The sequence below is a fragment of the Mycobacterium sp. NGS27 genome (assembly GCF_059813005.1).
In genome coordinates this window covers 133,925-150,286 of sequence record NZ_JCALDT010000005.1, presented here as the reverse complement: position 1 = coordinate 150,286, position 16,362 = coordinate 133,925, and the positions used below count along the sequence as shown (strand labels likewise).

Genomic DNA, 16,362 nt, shown 5'->3' with positions numbered 1-16,362 from the left:
TACCGGCCGTGTCCGACATGCCGCGTTAGGACGCTGAGCCGGCGCTGACTTTCTCGTCCAACCGCGCCATCGTGTCCGTCTCGGGCGCATTCTTTTGTTCGTCGTATGCGGCATCGAGGGCATCCGGAACCGCTTTCAGGTCGCGGTAGACGCCCATCAGCTGTTCGAGGATCCGGATCCGTTGCCGGCTCGCCTCCTCGACGGCCCGTCGGGCCTCCTCACGATCCCGGTCCGCCCTCTCCTTCGCCTCCGCGAGGAGCCGCTCACGCGCCTGCTGGGCGTCTTCGCGCAGGCTGGTCAGCTCCGCTTCGAGCTTTTCCTTGGTCACCTGGTATTCGGCTTCCATGGCTTCGCGCTCCGCGGCCATGTCCGACACCATCTGCTCGCGCTTTCGCTGGGTCTCTTCGGCCTCGGCCTCGGCCGCCGCGATCAGCGCATCCGCTTCTGCTCGCGCCTCGGCCTGCATCTCCGCCACCTCGTCGACCGCGCGGCTCAGCATTTTCGCCAACCGCTGCTGCACCGCGTGCGGCGACGGCGACGTGTCCGTCAAAGCGGCCACTTCCTTGCGCAGCGCGGCCGTTTGTTCGCCGGATTCCCGCAGCCGGGCACGTAGGCTCTCGACGTCGTCAAGCAGCAGTTGCTGCTTGGCGGTCAGCATCTCGACGTGGGCATCGACCGCGGTCGCGTCGTACCCCATGAATTTTCGCGCGAACGTCCTGGGTTCGGGTGTCACTGCCAATTCCCCCTCCTAATGCGAACGCCTGATTGACCCCGTACGACCGACCCCGGGTCCGAGTATGTCAGGTCAGGCCGTGGGCGCGACCGGGTGCGCGGCGCTGCGACGGTAGCTGTGGAAGCGATACCGCAGGCCCGAGCGGCTGGCCCGCCACTGCCCCGTTTCACCCACCCAAGTGTCGTCCAGCGTCGGCGCCAGCGCATCGTCGTCATCGCGTCGCAAATCGATTTCGATCTCGGTGACCTCACAGCGCGTGGCGTACGGCAGGGCCAGCAAATAAATCTGTGCGCCGCCGATCACCCACGTTTCGGGCCCCCCCGTGGCGAGGGCTTCGTCCAGGGTGCCGACCACGCACGCCCCGTCGGCGACGAAACCGGTGTCGCGGGACAGGACCACATTGCGCCGGCCCGGCAGGGGCCGCACCTTCGCCGGCAACGAATCCCAGGTCCGCCGGCCCATGATCACCGGGTGCCCGATGGTCACCTCTTTGAAGCGCATCAGATCTTCCGGCACTTTCCAGGGGATGTCGCCATCGCGCCCGATGACGCCGGAGGTCGACTGAGCCCACACCAGGCCCACCTCGGTCATACGCGCTACTCCTTGCAGGCCGCCCGAGCCGGCGTCGTCGCCGGCGCGCTTCATACAGCGACTGGGGCTTTGATCGCCGGATGGGGGTCGTAGTTCTTCACGACAACGTCGTCGTAGGTGTAATCGAAAATCGAATCCCGTGGCCCCAGAACGAGTTCCGGGTATGGCCGGGGGTCGCGGCTCAGCTGCAGCCGCACCTGCTCGACGTGGTTGTCGTAGATGTGGCAGTCCCCGCCCGTCCAGACGAACTCACCGACGGCGAGGCCGGACTGGGCGGCCATCATGTGCGTCAGCAGCGCGTAGCTGGCGATGTTGAACGGCACGCCCAAAAACAGGTCGGCGCTGCGCTGGTAGAGCTGGCAGCTCAGCCGGCCGTCGGCCACGTAGAACTGGAAGAACGCGTGACACGGCGGCAGCGCCATCTGCGGGATTTCGCCGACGTTCCAGGCCGACACGATGATGCGCCGCGAGTCGGGGTCGGTGCGCAGCAGGTCCAGAGCCGCACTGATCTGGTCGACGTGCTCGCCCGACGGCGTGGGCCAGGACCGCCATTGCACACCGTAGATCGGCCCGAGATCGCCTGTGCTGCTTGCCCATTCGTCCCAGATGGTAACCCCGTGCTCGTGCAGCCAGGCGACGTTGGAATCGCCGCGCAGGAACCACAGCAATTCGTAGATCACCGATTTCAGGTGCACCTTCTTGGTGGTGAGCAGCGGGAACCCGGCCGACAGGTCATAGCGCAGCTGCCGACCGAACAGGCTGCGGGTCCCGGTGCCGGTGCGGTCGGATTTGGCCGCCCCCTGGTCGAGCACCAAGCGGAGCAAGTCCTCGTAGGGGGTCGGGATCGGCACGCCGCAAGCTTAGCGGCGATCGCCAGCGCGGCGTGGCCGGGCGCGGCGGGTCGGCGCCGATTAGCCCAGCGGCGATCGCCAGCGCGGCGTGGCCGGGCGCGGCGGGTCGGCGCCGAATGATTCGGGTCGAGGCGCGCGGAGTAGAACGGGTGCCATGCCGAACATCATCGACGTCGTCACCACACCCGATGGCACCTGCACGGTGCACCTGTTCACCCCCGACGGGCCGGAATCGCAAGTCCCGTGGCCCGCGGTGGTCATGTATCCCGACGCGGGCGGCGTGCGTGACACGTTCGAGCAGATGGCGGCCAAGCTGGCCGGGTTCGGTTACGCGGTGCTGCTTCCGGATGTCTACTACCGCACCGCGGACTGGGCGCCGTTCGACATGGCGACGGTGTTCAGCGACCCGAAAGAACGCGGACGCCTGTTCTCGATGATCGGCAGCGTCACCCCGGATCGGATGGCCGCCGACGCCGGCGCGTTCTTCGACTATCTGGCCGCCCGCCCCGAGGTGGCCGGCGAACGATTCGGGGTGTGCGGCTACTGCATGGGCGGCCGGACGTCGCTCATGGTGGCCGGCCGGGTGCCGGACCGGGTGGCCGTGGCGGCGTCCTTCCACGGCGGCGGCCTGGTGACCGACACCGACGACAGCCCCCACCTGCTCGCCGACCGGATGACCGCCACTGTGTACGTGGGCGGCGCCAAGGATGATGCGTCGTTCACCGCCGATCACGCCGAACAGCTCGACAAAGCGCTGACGGCGGCCGGCGTCGAGCACACCATCGAGTGGTACCCGGCCGGCCACGGGTTCGCGGTTCCGGACAACGCGCCCTACGACGCCGCGGCGGCCGAGCGGCATTGGGCGGCGATGACGGAGGTGTTCGCGTCCGCGCTACCGCGCTAACGCGGTCATCAGCAGCGTCGCGGCCACCGAAGCGCCGTCGGTGCGGATCGTTGCGGCCACAGAACTCGCGCGTGCGCGGACCTGATCGGTCAGGACCGCCTTGAGCGCGGTCGACAGCGACTCGGTGGTGGGAGCGGGACCGTCATGGGGGGCGCCGATGCCGAGGTCGCGCACCCGGGCCGCCCAGTGGGGCTGATCGGCCCCCTGGGGCACCACCACCTGCGGGACGCCCGCCCGGGCGGCCGTCGTCGTGGTGCCCGCGCCGCCGTGGTGCACGACGGCGGCGACCCGCCCGAACAGCGCCTGGTGGTTGACCTCGCCGACGGCGAAGCAGTCGTCCCGGTCGTCGATCGGGGCCAGGCCGGCCCAGCCGCGGGACACCACGGCGCGATGGCCCAGCGCGCGCACCGCCTCGATGGCCGTGCGCGCGACGTCCCGCGAGGCGCGCATCGGCATGCTGCCGAAGCCCACATAGACCGGCGGCGCGCCCGCGTCGAGGAATGCCAGCAGGTCGGCGGGCAGCGGGCGTTCGTCGCGCAGCAGCCACGCACCGGTTTGGACGACGTCGAGGTCGGCGGCCTGCCACGGGTCCAGGATCGGGTCCGTCGCCAGCCATGGGCAGTCGGTCACCGCGTAGCCGCGCAAGTTGTCCAGCGGCGGCAGGCCGATCGCCGCACGGTGACCGTTGAGCGTCGCGCCGAACAGCTCCTGCATGTGCCGTCCATCCAGTTGCCACAGGACGCGGTTGTCGGCCATGCCGAAAGGGATAGGCCCGTTAGCGTACGCCGGCGGTGGGTGGTGCGGCGACGGCAGGATGGTGGGCTGGTAACTGACGTAGACGTAGTGGAGTCCCAGCCTTTCGGTCGCCGAGCGCGCGGCGGCCGCGGCGGCCGGGAAGCCGGCGACCACCAACGCGTCGCAGCCTTCGGCCGCGGCGGCAACGGTGTCGAATTGCGCGGCGATGAGCCGGTCCAAGTGCCCGCGCAGGTCCTCCTCCGACGGCGTCGTGCCCGTCTTCATCGCCCGCAGCGATTCGCCGAAGGGCAGCAGCGGCACGCCGGCACGGGCTAACAGCTCGACGAATTCGGCGTCCGGCGGCGCACTCACCCGCGCGTCAACGCCGAGCGTCCGCAGCTGCACCGCGAGCGCGGCGAGCGGCTCGACGCCTCCGCGCGAGTCGTACGCCGACAGCAACACTCGCATTCGTCCAGCTCCGAAAGATGTGTGGTCAGAACGCCGGCAGGTCCACCAATTCGGCCAGCCGGGCGCGGTGCCGGTAGGCGGTGCCGAACGCCAACTGGTCGCTCTTGGCCCGCTTGAGGTACAGGTGCGCGGGATATTCCCAGGTCATGCCGATTCCGCCGTGCAGCTGCACGCACTCTTCGGCGGCATGCACGGCGACGTCGCCGCAGTAGGCCTGGGCGATCGCCGCCGCTGCGTCCGCGTCCTTTGCGCCCCGGGCGCAGGTGTCGGCCGCGTAGCGCGCCGCGGCGGTCGCCGCGCCGACCTCGAACCACAGGTCCGCCAACCGATGCTTGATCGCCTGGTAGGAGCCGATCGTGCGGCCGAACTGCCTGCGTTGCCTGACGTATTCCAGCGTGGTTTCGAAGCACCATTGGGCGACCCCGAGTTGCTCGGACGCCAGCAATGCCGCTGCGGTCCGGATGGCCTCGGTGACCGGCTCGTCTCCCGCCCCGACAAGGGACGACGGAGACCCCGAAAATGACACGGCGGCAAGGGGTCTGGTCATATCCAGCGCGAGCAGCTGGGAAATCTGCACGCCCGCCGCGTCGCGCGCCACGGTGTGCAACTCGAGCCCGTCGCGCCCGGCGACCGGCACCACCAGCACGTCGGCGGCGTCGGCACCGGCGACGCTGGTGACCGACCCGCTCAGTCCGTCGGCGTCGGCGCTGACCGCGGTGACCGGGTCGCCCGGTGCGTTCGACAGCGGGACCACCAGCGCCGCCGTCAGCTCGCCCTGGGCCAGGGCCGGCAGGGTTGCGGTGTCACCGGCGCGTAGCAGCGCGATCGTGGCGAGGACCGCGCTGGACAAAAACGGCACCGGCGCAACGGCGCGGCCGATCTCCTCCATGACCACGGCGGCCTCGCGCACGCTGGCGTCGGCGCCGCCCAGCGACTCCGGAACCATCAGGCCGGCCACACCCAGTTCGGTGGCCAGCGTGTGCCACACACCCGAAAAGTCTTGTGGCTGCGGGTCGTAGAGGCGCGTCACCGATTCGGCCGGGCACCGTTCGGCGAAGAGCTGACGGACACCGGCCCGCAACGCCTCTTCGGTGTCGGAGTACAGCAGGTCCGCGGCGTGCGCGCTCATCGGGGGAGGTCCTTCCACGCGGCCTCTTTATCGACACGGTGTTCCCCCGGCAGGCCCAGGATCCGCTCGGAGATGGTGTTGCGCAGGATTTCTGACGTACCGCCCTCGATCGAGTTGCCGCGCGCCCGCAGGTAGCGGTAGCCGGGCCCGCGACCGACCAGGTCGACCGTCTCGGGCCTGCGCATGGTCCAGTCATCGTAGAGCAGCGCCGCTTCACCGTGCAGCTCGATCTCGAAGCCCGAAATCGCTTGTGCCAGCTTGGCGAACGCCACCTTCATGCCAGCGCCTTCCGGGCCGGGCTGACCGGTGGCGGCCTGTTGCCGCAACCGTTCACCGGCCAGCCGAAGGACCTCGGCCTCAACCCACAGCCGCATCAGCTGGTCGTGCATTGCGGGGTTGCGCAGCGCCGGGTCGTCGCGCCAGGCCTCGGTGACCTTGCCGATGTGGCCACTTTCCCGGGGCGCCCCGGCGCGCGACCCGATGGCGACGCGCTCGTTGTTGAGGGTGGTGGTCGCGACCCGCCAGCCACCGCCCTCCGGGCCGAGCCGATTCGCATCGGGCACCCGCACGTCGGTGAGGAACACCTCGTTGAATTCGGCCTCGCCGGTGATCTGGCGCAACGGCCGGATCTCGACGCCCGGCTGCGTCATGTCGCACAGAAAGTAGGTCAGGCCGTGGTGTTTGGGCACGGACGGATCGGTGCGGGCGACCAGGATGGCCATCTGCGCGTGCTGCGCCTGCGACGTCCACACCTTCTGCCCGTTGACAATCCAGTCGTCACCGTCGCGCACCGCACGGGTGGCCACCCCCGCCAGGTCCGATCCGGCGCCCGGCTCGCTGAACAGCTGGCAGTAGATCTGCTCACCGGTGAACAACGGGCGCAGGAACTTTCGCTTCTGCTCGTCGGTGCCGAACGCCGCGATCGTCGGCGCCGCCATGCCCATGCCGATGTAATTCTTGCGGGTGCCGCCCACCGGAGCACCGGCGGCCGCCAGCCGCGCATCGACTCGCTCCTGGGCGGTGCGCGGCAGGTCCAGCCCGCCGAAGCCGCGCGGCAGGTGCACCCAGGCCAGGCCCGCATCGTATTGCGCGCCAAGGAAATCCCGCGGGTCGCTGGTGGCCGGATCGTGCTCGTCGAGCAGCGCCTGAATCCGCGCGTCCAGGTCGGCCGCGTCGGCGGCGGTCATTGCCCGCCGCCGGGTGCGGACTGGAATCCCTGGGCGGCGCCCAGCAGCAGGCCACCGTCGATCACCATGGTCTCGCCGGTGATCCAGCTCGCCGCGTCGGAAACCAGGAAGGCGACGGCCGCGGCCACGTCGACCGGCTCCCCGATGCGACCGAGCGCGATCGACGACGCCAGCGGGTCCTCGTGGTCCTTCCACAGCGCCTCGGCCAGGCGGGTGCGCACCACGCCGGGCGCGATGGCGTTGACCCGGACGCGCGGCGAGAGTTCGAGCGCCAGTTGCTTGGTGACGTGGATCAGCGCGGCCTTGGTGGCGTTGTACATGCCCATGGCCGGTGACTGGTGCAGTCCGCCGATTGACGCGGTGTTGACGATCGCGCCGCCGTGCTCCCCCATCCACGACTTGACCGCGAGTGAGGTCCACAGCAGCGGTGCCCACAGGTTGACGTCGAAGATCTTGGTGAAACGGGCGTGATCCTGGTCGATCAGCGGACCGTAGGCGGGATTGGTTCCGGCGTTGTTGATCAGGATGTCGACGCTGCCGAAGCGCTCCAGCGTGAGGTCGACGCAGCGGCGCGCCGCGTCCTCGTCGACCGCGTGGGCGCCCACCCCGAGGGCCTGCTGCCCCACCTGGGCGGCGGCCTCGTCGGCGGCCTCCTGCTTGCGCGCGGTGAGGACCACTTTGGCGCCCGCGGCCGCCAGCTGCTGAGCTATCGAGAGGCCGATTCCGCGTGACGCGCCGGTGATGATCGCGGTGCGGCCGGTCAGATCTTGTGAGGTCATGCTGTCAGGCCTTCCGTCGCGGTCAGGAGCCGCCGGGCGGCAGCGCAGACTTGGTTTGCTGCCGAATTTTATTCACGATGTTTTGGACATGTGTTGAGGTGGTATGCCACGCGCATGTTATCGAAATTGACACTCATGAAACCGCTGGTTGTTGCCGGTGCCGTCGCCGCGGCTATCGCCGCCGCGCCCGCGGCCGCGGCTGAGGTCTACGTCGCCGGACCGGCCGCACCCACGCACGTGACCTTCAAGGACGACCCGGGCGGCGGCGGCTGCGACGCGAACGGAAACTGCGGCTCGGGCGGCCAGTTCAACGGCCCCGGCGGCGGTCCGGGCGGCCAGGGCTGCGTCCCGGGCGTCGGCTGCGGCTCCGGCGGGCAGAACGCTGGACCCGGCGGCATTCCCGGCGGGCAAGGCTGTCTGCCGGGCGTCGGCTGCGGCGGCGGCCACGCCTAATCGCTGAACCCGTCAGCCTCCCGAGAGCCTGGTGATCCAGGCCCGGGAGGCTGCTGGGTCTATGACGTCGTCCAGTTCGAATGTGGTCGCCGCCCGCAGCGCCTTGCCGTGCTCGTAGGCCGCGGCCACCAGGCGATCGAACAGGCTCTGCCGCTCGGCGGGATCGCCAGACTCCTCCGCGGCGGCCAGCTCCTTGCTGAAGCCGAGCCGCACGGCGCCTTCCAGGCCCATGCCGCCGATCTCTCCGGTCGGCCAGGCGACGGTGAAGTGCGGCGCGCGAAATGAGCCGCCGGCCATCGCCATCGCGCCGAGCCCGTATCCCTTGCGCAAGATGATCATTCCCAGCGGCACCGTCAGCCGCGCGCCCAGCACGAACATCCGACCGAAGCGGCGAACGGCCGCTTCCTTTTCCGCGTCGGGCCCGACCATGAAGCCCGGGGTGTCGCACAGCGAGATCACCGGCAGCCGAAACGATTCGCACAACGCCAGGAAGTCGCCGGTCTTGTCGGCGGCCTCGGCATCGATCGCGCCACCCAGATGGTGGGTGCTGTTGGCGATCAACCCGTACGGAACCCCCTCGACGCGCACCAGCGCGGTGACGATTCCCACGCCGTAATCCGGACGCAGCTCCAGCACCGATCCGACGTCGACGATCGCCTCGATCGCCCGGTGCACGTCGTAGGCGCGTAACCGGTTCTGCGGCACCACATGCCGGGCCAGCCGCGGATCGGGCGCGGCCCAGTCGCTGACGGAGCCCTGAAAGTACGACAGGTACTGCTTGGCCAGTGCGACAGCGTGCGCCTCATCGTGGGCGACCAGGCTGACCACGCCGTTGCGGCGCTGCACGCCGATCGGCCCGATCGCCTCGGGCGGATACACGCCAAGCCCGCCGCCCTCGATCATCGCCGGCCCGCCCATCCCGATGTTGGCGTCCGGCGTCGCGATGATCACGTCGCACACGCCGGCCAGCGCGGCATTGCCGGCGAAGCACCGGCCCGAGACGACCGACACCAGCGGCACTTCCCCACTCAGCCCCGCGAGCATCCGGAAGGTAGGGACGTCCAGCCCGGCGGCGCCGCCGACGTCGGTGTCCCCCGGCCGGCCCCCGCCGCCCTCGGCGAACAGCACCACCGGCAACCGCTTTCGCGCGGCGAGGTCGAACACGCGGTCGGTCTTGGCGTGGTTGCGCATGCCCTGCGTGCCGGCCAGCACGGTGTAGTCGTAGGACACCACGACGGCCTGCGCCGCCGCCCGGCCGAACCGATCCGCGCCGATGGTGGCCAGGCCGGCGACCAGGCCGTCGGCCGGGGTGTTGACGATCAGGTCCTCCTCCGAGCGCCGGCTGCGCTGCGCGGCGATGGCCAGCGCGCCGTATTCGACGAAGCTGTCGGGGTCGACGAGGTCGGCGATGTTCTCCCGCGCGGTGCGCCGGCCTTGGTTGTGCCGCTTGGTGACCGCGGCCTGGCGGCCCTCGTCGAGGGTCAGGGCGTGGCGGTGCACGACCTCGTCGAGATCGGCACGCGATCGGTCGAGATCAGTTCCGGCCGAGACGGATTCGCTATCACCAGCATCGGCGGTGCGGGTGAAGACCAACAGCGGGTCTCCGGTGCCGACCACCTGGCCCGGAGCCACCAGGACCCGGACAATCCGCAGCGCGTCCGGCGCGACGAGCACGTGCTGCATCTTCATCGCTTCCAGGACAACCAGCTGACCACCCGCGGGGTATTCGGTGCCCTCGGGCGCCACCTCGACCACGGTGCCGGCCAGCTGCGCGCGCAGCGCGTCCTCACCAGGGTAGAGCTCGACCGCGGCCACCCGCGTTTGCTGCCGGTGCGACAGCGCCGCCTGGGCGAGTTCGGGTAGCTTCTCATCGAGGAAACCGGTGCTCACCCAACCGGACTCGATGCGATCGTCGCGCAGCAGTTCGCGCAGGAATGCGATGTTGGTGTTGACGCCCTCGATGCTGAACTCGGCCAGGGCGGTGCGGGCTTTGCGCACCGCCGCCCGCCAGGACGACCCGTGCACATCGACGATGAGCTTGGCCAGCAGCGAATCGTACTGGGGGCTTATCACCAATCCGGCCCGGCCATAGGTGTCGACGCGCACGCCGGGACCGCTGGGCGGGGAGAACACCGTGAGCGTGCCCGCCGATCCGGAGACGGAGGAGTCGGGCCCGAAGGTCTCCGTGTTGACCCTGAGTTGCATGGCGATGCCGTGGTGCGCGGCGGGCTCGCCGATGACTTCCATTCCGTCGGAGGCGATCCCGGATGCCAGCCCCAGCTGGTAGAAGGATGCACCGCCGGCGATCGCCAGCTGGACGGCCACCAGGTCGAGTCCGGTGGTTTCCTCGGTGACGGTGTGCTCGACCTGGATTCGCGGGTTGACTTCGAGGAAGACGAATTGCTCGCCGGTGACCAGGAATTCGACCGTGGCCAGACCGCGCAGGCCCACGCGGGCGCACAGGCGCACCGCCGCCTCGTGCAGTGCTCGGCGGAGGTCGTCCGAAAGTCCTTGCGCAGGAGCGATTTCGATGACCTTCTGGTAGCGCCGCTGGATGCTGCAGTCGCGGTCGCCGACCGCGCGGGCGTGCGTCTGGTGACCCGCTGGCGCGGCGACGACCTGCACCTCGATGTGGCGCGCGTCGGTGAGCAGCGCCTCGGCGAACAGCGCGGGATCGCCGAAGCCCAGCTGCGCCTCGGCGGCGCACCGCCGATAGGCCTCGTCGATCCGATCGGCGTTGCGCACCTTGCGCATTCCGCGCCCTCCGCCACCGGCGAGGGCCTTGATCATGATGCCACCGCCGTGGGCGGCAAAGAATGCCCTGATGTCCTCGACGCTGCTCGGCCCCTCGGTCGCCGGCAGCACCGGCACCCCGGCGGCGATCGCGGCGCCGCGGGCCGACGTCTTGTTGCCGAGCAGCTCGAGCACCCCGGCGTCGGGACCTACGAACGTGTAGCCGCCCGTCGCGCAGGCATCGGCGAATGTGGCGTTCTCGCTGAGGAATCCGTAACCCGGATGGATCAGATCCGCACCGGAGTTCTTCGCCGCGGCCAGCACGGCGGACTGGTCCAGGTAGGCACGCGGGCCGGCGCCCGGCAGGCCGATCGCCTCGTCGGCCGCGTGCACATGCGGGCTCTCCGCATCGTCCTCGGCATAGACCGCGATCGTGCGCATCCCCAGTTCGGTTGCCGTGCGGATGATTCTAAGGGCGATCTCGCCGCGGTTGGCGACCAGCACGCTCGGGCTCATCGCAGCGGGTCTCCCCACTGGACCTGCTCGCGGAGTCTGGCCTTGAGCAGTTTTCCGCCGGCATTGCGCGGCAGCGCACTGTCTACCACCGTGACGTATTGCGGCACTTTGAAGTCGGCCAGCTGGCTGCGGCAGTGGTCGAGCACCGCCGGCACGTCGATTTCGTCGTCGCCGCCGAACAACACCGCCCCCACCTTCTCGCCCATGACCTCGTCGGAGACCCCGAGCACGCAGGCGTCGGCCACGTGCGGCGCCGCCAGCAGCACGGCCTCCACCTCGACGCTGGAGACGTTCTCACCACCGCGGTTGATGATGTCCTTGAGCCGGTCCACGATGTGCACCCGGCCCGCATCGTCGACGCGCACCACGTCGCCGGTGTGCAGCCAGCCGTCCGCAAACGTCGCGGCGGTGGCCGCGGAGGTCCTAGCCCGATTCCAGTAGCCGGTGGTCACATTGGCGCCCCGCGCCACCAACTCCCCCACACCCGGGTCGTCGCCGAACGGGATCACCCCCAGGTCCACCGATGGAACCGCGTAGCCGACGGAGTCGGCGTGCTCGACGGCCTCGCTGTCGGGCAGCACGGTCATCAGTGACGCCGTCTCCGTCATGCCATAGCCGTTGAACACCGTGGCGCAGGGGAACGCGTTCTTCACCGACCGCACCAGCGACGGGGCGATCGGTGCACCGCCGTAGCCCACCCACCGCACGTTCGACACGTCGAGGTCGGCAAAACCGCTGTGCCGCAACAACAGCGAATATATCGCCGGGACGGTGACCATGACCGAGATGCGTTCGGCGGTCAGCGTGGCGAGCAACGCGTCCAGATTGAGCGTGGGCATGATCACCGAGGCGCCCCCGAGCCGGGCGGCGGCCAGCAGCTGGGTATTGCAACCCGTCACATGAAACAGCGGCACGGAGATGAGCGTGCGCATCGCTTCGCCGAGGTCCCGCGGCTGTTGCAGACAGCGGATCGCATTCTCTGTGTTGGTCAGGAACGCCTCGTGCGTGGTCGGAACGCCCTTGGGGTGGCCGGTGGTGCCCGACGTGTAGAACAGGGCCGCCGTGTCGGCGCGGCCGCGTTGCTCGGTGACGTAGGGCCGCCCGTCGGGCAGCGCGGCGTCCGGCGCCAGATCCACTCGCGCACCGGAGTCCGACAGGACGAACTCGACCTCGGGCTGCGCCGATCGCGTATTGACCGCCACCACAACGCCAGCGGCCATCACGGTGCCCCAGAACGCCAGTGCCCAGTCGATTCCGGCGGGGTAACGCACCGCGACGCGGTCGCCCGGCTTCAGGCCGTCCGCGCGCAGCCCCCCGGCGACCCGCGCCGCGCGATCCCAGAGCTGCCGGTATGTGAGACGCCCGGCCCCCAGCTCGACCAGGGCTTCTGCGCCCGGACGGGCGTCGACCTGTTCGGCGAGCATGTCCAGCAGGGACGCGGGCAGCTCGTCGAAGCGCGGAATACCATCGCGACCCCGGGACACGCCGGTCAGCGGGAACGGGTTACGGTCGCGCGGAATTTCGATCACAGCATGCCCGGTCCTTGCTAATCCGGTGTCCTATCGTGATAGCGGTGACCATCGACGATTCCGCCATCATGCCCGAGGCGTTCTTCACTGTAGACGGCGACTCCTATGTTCCGGGCCCGATGACGCAAGGCCCGTGGGGCTCGGCGATGGGCGGCCAGATCGTCGGGGGTCTGTTGGGTTGGGGCATAGAGCAATCCGGCATCGATCCGGACCTGCAGCCCGCCCGCTTCACGGTTGACCTGTTGCGCCCGGCCCTGATGGAGCCGGTGCAGATCCGGACCGCGGTGCAGCGCGAGGGCAGGCGCATCAAACTGGTCGACGGCAGCCTGGTCCAGAACGGCACCGTCGTCGCCCGGGCCAGCGCGCTGTTTTTGCGCCGCGGCGATCATCCCGAGGGTCAGGTGTGGTCGTCGCCGGCGCAGATGCCGCCGCTCCCGACATCCTCGGACGGCTTCGGAGACGGGATGCCGTTTCTCATCTGGGGGTATGGTGCGACGCTGCAAGGCAGTCCGGGAATCGCGGCCGGCGAATGGGAGCAGACCCACTCCCAGAAGTTCGCCTGGGCGCGGCTGTTTCGCCCGATGGTGCACGGACATCCGCTCACACCGTTCACCCGCCTGGCCTTCGTCGGTGACATCACGAGTTCGCTCACCCATTGGGGCACCGGTGGATTGCGCTACATCAACGCCGACTACACCGTGACGGCGAGCCGATTGCCCGACGGCGAATTCCTCGGTCTGGCCGCCCAGAGCCACTACGGCGCGGCCGGTGTCGCCACCGGCGCCGCGACCCTGTTCGACCAGCACGGGCCGATCGGCACCAGCTCGGCGCTGGCCCTGGCTCAACCGGCCGACGCCTTCAAACCGACCTACGCCTAGGCGGCCGGCCTGGACTCCCGAGCCGTTCCACGGGAACCTTGAGTGGTGAGCCAGCGCCTAACGGACAATCGCCTCGCGGCCGCCGCCGTCGCCTTCCTCGGCTACACGGCGCTGATGCTCGTGTTGGAACGTCGCATGCGCCGCAGCGGCGGGCCCGGGATCATCGCATTCGAGTTGGCCGGCAATGCATCTCGGGCTGAAGACATCATGACGCGGTGGGGCGGCGACGGCCGGCGGGCCGCGCGCCTGTCCCTGTGGCTCGATTTCGGCTACATGGCCACCTATGGCGTGCTGACGGCACTGCTCGTCGACCGCGCGCGCCGGCGGCATGGCCACCCGGCAGGTCTGCCCGCCGCCGTGCTCGTCGCCGTCGCCGGTGATGCGGCGGAGGGAGTTTCACTGCTGAGGGTGCTGCGCGGGACACGGATCGGCGTCCATGCCCGGCGCGCACAGGTCGCCGCGCTGATCAAGTTCGCGGTCCTCGTGGGGGCACTGGGATACGCCGTTACCGGATCGGGCCGTCCGGTCGCCGGTTAGTCCATCAGCTGCGCGGCGACCGTCGCCCCGAGCTCCCAGCACGCCTGCAGCTCGTCCTTGCCGGGTTTGCCCGACACGATCACGGTCTCCGCTGCTTTGACCCAGCCCAGCCCGGTGGTGATGGTGTCGACGGCGCGCTCGGCGCCCTCCGTGCCCTCGTTGCCGTGCAGGTACAGCCCGAAAGGTCGCCCACGGGTCGAGTCGAGAAGCTGGTAGTAGGCGCAGTCGAACGCGTGCTTGAGAGCGCCCGAGATGTAGCCGAGGTTTGCCGGGGTGCCCAGCAGGTAGCCGTCGGCGGCCAGCATCTCGGCCGGCGAGACCGTCAGCGCCGGGCGCCGCAGCACCTCGACGCCCTCGATGTCGGGGTCGGTGGCGCCGGAGACCACGGCCTCGAACATCTCCTGGGTGTGCGGTGACAGCGTGTGGTGCACGATCAGCAGCGTCTTGCTCATGGGCGGCCCTGCAGCTCGACCGCCGTCTTCATGGCCTCGCGGGCGCGGCGGCGATCGCCCGCGTAGTCATAGGCGCGGGCCAGCCGGTACCAGCGCCGCCAGTCCTCCGGGTGGTCCTCCACCTCGGTTCGGACCGCGGCGAACAGTTCGTCGGCCGCGTCGCGCCGGATGCGGCCCGACGGGCGGCGCGGCAGCGCGCTGGTGTCCAGCTCCATTCCGTCGGCCGCGATCAGCCGGGCCAGCTTCTGGTGCGCGAACCCGGCGCGCAGGGTGGCGATCATGGCCCACAGCCCGATCACCGGCAGGATCAGCACCGCGAGTCCGAGGCCGACGGCGGCGGCCCGGCCGGAGCCGATCATCGCGACGGCCACGCGCCCCAGCAGCACGAAGTACACCAGCAGCGCGACGCACATGAAGGCGACGAGCAATTGGGTGCGCACCACCCGCGCGGTGTCGCTCATTGCAGATTGAGCAGGGCCTCGAGACCCACCGTCAGGCCGGGGTGTTCCTTGATCCTCCGCACGGCCAGCAGCACGCCGGGCAAGAACGAGGTCCGGTCGATGCTGTCGTGGCGGATGGTCAGCGTCTCCCCCTCGGTGCCGAACAGGATCTCCTGATGGGCGACCAGCCCGGCCAGCCGCACCGAGTGCACCGGGATGCCGTCGACGTCGGCGCCGCGCGCGCCCGCCAGGCTGGTGCTGGTGGCATCGGGGTTGGGCGGCAAGCCCTTTCGCGACTCGGCGATCAGTTTCGCGGTGCGGGTCGCGGTTCCCGACGGGGCGTCGGCCTTGTGCGGGTGATGCAGCTCGATCACCTCGGCCGAGTCGAAGAAGGGCGCGGCCTGCTTGGCGAAATGCATCGAAAGCACCGCCCCGATGGCGAAGTTCGGCGCGATCAACACCGACGCGCCGGGGCCGTCGGCGAGCCAATCCTGCACCTGCCGCAGCCGCTCGGCGGTGAAGCCCGTGGTCCCCACGACCGCGTGAATTCCGTTGCCTATCACGTACTTCAGATTGTCCATCACCACGTCGGGGTGGGTGAAGTCGATGACGACCTCGGTGTCGCCCTCGGTCAGCAGGCTCATCGGATCGCCGGCGTCCACTTCGGCCGACAGGGTCAAATCCTCGGCGGCCTGCACGCCCGCCACCATCGCCGATCCGACCTTGCCCTTGGCTCCCAGCACTCCTACCCGCATGGCCTTCACCCTAGACCGGGTCGATTCTGCGCCGCGCGTGCGTCTTTCCACGACAACTCGGATGGCGCTGATTCGCGGCGATCAGGTGTGGACGATCCAGCCCGCTTCGGTATAGGGAGCGGGTTGCTTGGGATCGTTGATCGTGATGTACAGGTCGCCTGGCGTCGGCATAGCGAAGCCGACGAATCCGTGGGCGGTCTGCCCGTCGTGAAGGCCGCCCGATTGCAGCGCGGGCAGCTTGTCGAGCCGCCGGTAGTCGACCGCCAACGTTGACGGCTCGGGCGCGTCGTCGGGATGAGTCCAAGGCTGAGGGCCGCCGCCGTATCCGGCGAACATGTAGCGCTGGTCGAACTGGAAGAACTGGTGGGACGTCGCGGTGACAGTCATTTCCACTACGTTGCATCCGGGGCCACTCGGAGCCGCGAAATGAGAGGCGCACCCTGGCGGAAACCACGTGGCACTGTTGACCGTGATGTCGGCGGTCGCGCCGCTAGCCGTCTGCACATGCACGGGCACGCCCATCTGACCGATCGGGAACGGTGGACTCTCCGGCATGGAATCGGCCGAACCGGAGGGACACGACCATCCGGCGATGACGACGGTGACCGCCGTTGCCGCACTGACGAATCCCGCGCGCACCAGAACAGGCTACCGCAGCGCTGCCCCGAAAACCGCGGAATCGTTTCGATCCA

The 16,362-nt window shown here is 69.7% G+C and carries 17 protein-coding genes; 4 read left to right on the top strand and 13 right to left on the bottom strand.

The features are described from left to right. Positions 1 to 25: 25 nt before the first annotated feature. The 3 genes from AC5Y30_RS15075 to AC5Y30_RS15065 all read right to left on the bottom strand — a co-directional run bounded on the left by AC5Y30_RS15075 (position 26) and on the right by AC5Y30_RS15065 (position 2,175). Positions 26 to 697 carry a cell division protein DivIVA gene (locus AC5Y30_RS15075; protein ID WP_499919317.1) on the bottom strand — a complete coding sequence of 224 codons (672 nt, stop codon included), beginning with the start codon at positions 695 to 697 and terminating at the stop codon, positions 26 to 28. 108 nt (positions 698 to 805) lie between these two features. After that, positions 806 to 1,324: a dihydrofolate reductase gene (locus AC5Y30_RS15070; protein WP_499919316.1), complete on the bottom strand. Its 519-nt coding sequence runs from the start codon at positions 1,322 to 1,324 to the stop codon at positions 806 to 808. 50 nt (positions 1,325 to 1,374) lie between these two features. Then, positions 1,375 to 2,175 carry a thymidylate synthase gene (locus AC5Y30_RS15065; protein ID WP_499919315.1) on the bottom strand — a complete coding sequence of 267 codons (801 nt, stop codon included), beginning with the start codon at positions 2,173 to 2,175 and terminating at the stop codon, positions 1,375 to 1,377. 154 nt (positions 2,176 to 2,329) lie between these two features. Between AC5Y30_RS15065 and AC5Y30_RS15060 the strand changes: the two genes are divergently transcribed. Further along, positions 2,330 to 3,079 carry a dienelactone hydrolase family protein gene (locus AC5Y30_RS15060; RefSeq protein ID WP_499919313.1) on the top strand — a complete coding sequence of 250 codons (750 nt, stop codon included), beginning with the start codon at positions 2,330 to 2,332 and terminating at the stop codon, positions 3,077 to 3,079. Here AC5Y30_RS15060 and AC5Y30_RS15055 read toward each other — a convergent pair. The 4 genes from AC5Y30_RS15055 to AC5Y30_RS15040 are packed head-to-tail and all read right to left on the bottom strand — an operon-like array spanning position 3,068 to position 7,377. Next, a complete protein-coding gene (locus AC5Y30_RS15055) occupies positions 3,068 to 4,282 on the bottom strand; it encodes a glycosyltransferase (protein ID WP_499919312.1) in 1,215 nt (404 codons plus the stop codon). The two genes, AC5Y30_RS15060 and AC5Y30_RS15055, sit on opposite strands and share 12 nt — an antisense overlap. Before the next feature lie 25 nt (positions 4,283 to 4,307). Then, positions 4,308 to 5,411 (bottom strand): acyl-CoA dehydrogenase family protein, encoded by a 1,104-nt coding sequence (locus AC5Y30_RS15050; RefSeq protein ID WP_499919311.1) that lies wholly within the window; start codon positions 5,409 to 5,411, stop codon positions 4,308 to 4,310. Further along, on the bottom strand, positions 5,408 to 6,598 hold the full coding sequence (locus AC5Y30_RS15045; RefSeq protein WP_499919310.1) for an acyl-CoA dehydrogenase family protein: 1,191 nt from the start codon (positions 6,596 to 6,598) through the stop codon (positions 5,408 to 5,410). The genes AC5Y30_RS15050 and AC5Y30_RS15045 overlap by 4 nt, the downstream gene beginning before the upstream one ends. Further along, the gene (locus AC5Y30_RS15040) at positions 6,595 to 7,377 is read right to left on the bottom strand and encodes an SDR family oxidoreductase (RefSeq protein WP_499919309.1); all 783 of its coding nucleotides are present in this window, start codon (positions 7,375 to 7,377) and stop codon (positions 6,595 to 6,597) included. The genes AC5Y30_RS15045 and AC5Y30_RS15040 overlap by 4 nt, the downstream gene beginning before the upstream one ends. 135 nt (positions 7,378 to 7,512) lie before the next feature. Here AC5Y30_RS15040 and AC5Y30_RS15035 point away from each other — a divergent pair, with 135 nt between their 5' ends. Further along, complete coding sequence (locus AC5Y30_RS15035) at positions 7,513 to 7,830, top strand: PE-PGRS family protein (RefSeq protein WP_499919308.1); 318 nt, start codon at positions 7,513 to 7,515, stop codon at positions 7,828 to 7,830. 12 nt (positions 7,831 to 7,842) lie between these two features. On the opposite strand, the gene AC5Y30_RS15030 is transcribed toward AC5Y30_RS15035, so the two are convergent. Together AC5Y30_RS15030 and AC5Y30_RS15025 are read right to left on the bottom strand one after the other, a co-directional pair. Then, the gene (locus tag AC5Y30_RS15030; protein WP_499919307.1) at positions 7,843 to 11,079 is read right to left on the bottom strand and encodes a carboxyl transferase domain-containing protein; all 3,237 of its coding nucleotides are present in this window, start codon (positions 11,077 to 11,079) and stop codon (positions 7,843 to 7,845) included. Then, positions 11,076 to 12,608: a class I adenylate-forming enzyme family protein gene (locus tag AC5Y30_RS15025; RefSeq protein ID WP_499919306.1), complete on the bottom strand. Its 1,533-nt coding sequence runs from the start codon at positions 12,606 to 12,608 to the stop codon at positions 11,076 to 11,078. Before AC5Y30_RS15025 ends, AC5Y30_RS15030 begins: the two co-directional genes overlap by 4 nt. Before the next feature lie 44 nt (positions 12,609 to 12,652). On the opposite strand from AC5Y30_RS15025, the gene AC5Y30_RS15020 reads away from it, so the two are divergent. Both AC5Y30_RS15020 and AC5Y30_RS15015 read left to right on the top strand, forming a co-directional pair. Continuing rightward, a complete protein-coding gene (locus tag AC5Y30_RS15020; protein WP_499919305.1) occupies positions 12,653 to 13,486 on the top strand; it encodes an acyl-CoA thioesterase domain-containing protein in 834 nt (277 codons plus the stop codon). Positions 13,487 to 13,531: 45 nt separating this feature from the next. Next, complete coding sequence (locus AC5Y30_RS15015; protein ID WP_499919303.1) at positions 13,532 to 14,023, top strand: hypothetical protein; 492 nt, start codon at positions 13,532 to 13,534, stop codon at positions 14,021 to 14,023. Here AC5Y30_RS15015 and AC5Y30_RS15010 read toward each other — a convergent pair. The 4 genes from AC5Y30_RS15010 to AC5Y30_RS14995 all read right to left on the bottom strand — a co-directional run bounded on the left by AC5Y30_RS15010 (position 14,020) and on the right by AC5Y30_RS14995 (position 16,309). Beyond that, on the bottom strand, positions 14,020 to 14,475 hold the full coding sequence (locus AC5Y30_RS15010; RefSeq protein WP_499919301.1) for a flavodoxin family protein: 456 nt from the start codon (positions 14,473 to 14,475) through the stop codon (positions 14,020 to 14,022). The two genes, AC5Y30_RS15015 and AC5Y30_RS15010, sit on opposite strands and share 4 nt — an antisense overlap. Then, positions 14,472 to 14,936, bottom strand: coding sequence for a tetratricopeptide repeat protein (locus AC5Y30_RS15005; RefSeq protein WP_499919300.1), 465 nt, complete (start codon positions 14,934 to 14,936; stop codon positions 14,472 to 14,474). The genes AC5Y30_RS15010 and AC5Y30_RS15005 overlap by 4 nt, the downstream gene beginning before the upstream one ends. After that, on the bottom strand, positions 14,933 to 15,670 hold the full coding sequence (gene dapB / locus AC5Y30_RS15000) for a 4-hydroxy-tetrahydrodipicolinate reductase (protein ID WP_499919299.1): 738 nt from the start codon (positions 15,668 to 15,670) through the stop codon (positions 14,933 to 14,935). The genes AC5Y30_RS15005 and dapB overlap by 4 nt, the downstream gene beginning before the upstream one ends. Positions 15,671 to 15,751: 81 nt before the next feature. Beyond that, complete coding sequence (locus AC5Y30_RS14995; protein ID WP_499919298.1) at positions 15,752 to 16,309, bottom strand: hypothetical protein; 558 nt, start codon at positions 16,307 to 16,309, stop codon at positions 15,752 to 15,754. Between the last annotated feature and the right edge of the window lie 53 nt (positions 16,310 to 16,362).